Source organism: Vibrio sp. 811, from assembly GCF_033339195.1.
The window spans coordinates 1-616 of the sequence record NZ_JAWOUB010000573.1 but is presented as its reverse complement, the minus strand read 5'-3'; the positions used below and the strand labels follow the sequence as shown (position 1 = coordinate 616).

The window sequence follows — 616 nt, the reverse complement described above, 5'->3', positions numbered from 1 at the left end:
TACCTCGACGTCAAATTGCTCAGCAGGCAAACCCGATTCTTCTAAGCTTTGCCTAATGAACGCCAATAAGCGATCACAATAGCGGAATTGAACGCTAGAGAAGTTCACCGATACAAACAACGGCGAAATGGATTGCCACTGTGCTGCTTGATAACACGCTTGCTGAATGGCGAACTCGCCAAGTTGATGAATCAACCCATTTTTCTCTGCAATCGAGATGAACTCTTCTGGATTGACGAAACCAAACTTCTCATCGTTCCAACGCATCAATGCTTCTGCGCCAACAATTTTACCGCTTTTCAATTCAATGATTGGCTGATAGTACATTTCGAGCAGTTGGTTCGAGATCGCATTACGCAATCGACTTTCTAGATCCAAGTAACGCTGTAGATCTTGGTTCATGTTGTGGTTGTAGAAACAGAACGCATCGCGGCCATCTTGCTTCACGCGGTACATCGCCATATCGGCACACGCTAACAGCTGCTCGGCGTTATCACCGTCGTCTGGGAAAACCGACATGCCGACACTGCCTGTCAGGAAAAACTCGTGATTATTCCAAACAAACGGTTCACTAAAGGCCGATAACACACTCGAAGCAACGCGCTTCGCGGTATCG

Annotated in this window: 1 protein-coding gene; it reads right to left on the bottom strand. The window is 47.1% G+C overall.

The window, feature by feature from the left end:
* Window positions 1–616 (bottom strand): GGDEF domain-containing phosphodiesterase (locus tag R7Q46_RS28165; RefSeq protein ID WP_318078438.1); only part of this gene is annotated, 616 nt, incomplete at both ends.